The sequence below is a fragment of the Vibrio maerlii genome (genome assembly GCF_003415655.1).
Taxonomy (GTDB): domain Bacteria; phylum Pseudomonadota; class Gammaproteobacteria; order Enterobacterales; family Vibrionaceae; genus Vibrio; species Vibrio maerlii.
The window spans coordinates 1-888 of record NZ_QRHC01000035.1; the positions used below are offsets into that span (position 1 = coordinate 1).

Here is an 888-nt window from a genome sequence, read left to right on the forward strand (position 1 = left end):
GGTGGTCTGTAAGGGCTGCTGGAGGTATCAGAAGTGCGAATGCTGACATGAGTAACGATAAAGGGGGTGAAAAACCTCCTCGCCGGAAGACCAAGGGTTCCTGTCCAACGTTAATCGGGGCAGGGTAAGTCGACCCCTAAGGCGAGGCCGAAAGGCGTAGTCGATGGGAAACGGGTTAATATTCCCGTACTTCTTACAATTGCGATGGGGGGACGGAGAAGGCTAGGTGGGCCTGGCGATGGTTGTCCAGGTTCAAGTGCGTAGGCTGAAGGTTTAGGTAAATCCGGACCTTCTTAAGGCTGAGACACGAYGTCGAGCTACTACGGTAGTGAAGTCATTGATGCCATGCTTCCAGGAAAAGCCTCTAAGCTTCAGATTGTAAGGAATCGTACCCCAAACCGACACAGGTGGTCGGGTAGAGAATACCAAGGCGCTTGAGAGAACTCGGGTGAAGGAACTAGGCAAAATGGTACCGTAACTTCGGGAGAAGGTACGCTCTTAACGGTGAAGTCCCTTGCGGATGGAGCTGTCGAGAGTCGCAGATACCAGGTGGCTGCAACTGTTTATTAAAAACACAGCACTGTGCAAAATCGTAAGATGACGTATACGGTGTGACGCCTGCCCGGTGCCGGAAGGTTAATTGATGGGGTTAGACTTAGGTCGAAGCTCTTGATCGAAGCCCCGGTAAACGGCGGCCGTAACTATAACGGTCCTAAGGTAGCGAAATTCCTTGTCGGGTAAGTTCCGACCTGCACGAATGGCGTAATGATGGCCACGCTGTCTCCACCCGAGACTCAGTGAAATTGAAATCGCTGTGAAGATGCAGTGTACCCGCGGCTAGACGGAAAGACCCCGTGAACCTTTACTACAGCTTGGCACTGAACATTG

1 rRNA gene is annotated in these 888 nt (G+C 52.1%); it reads left to right on the forward strand.

Annotated elements, in window-relative coordinates:
- Positions 1-888: ribosomal RNA gene (locus tag DPF91_RS21785) — 23S ribosomal RNA — on the forward strand; the annotation flags it as partial.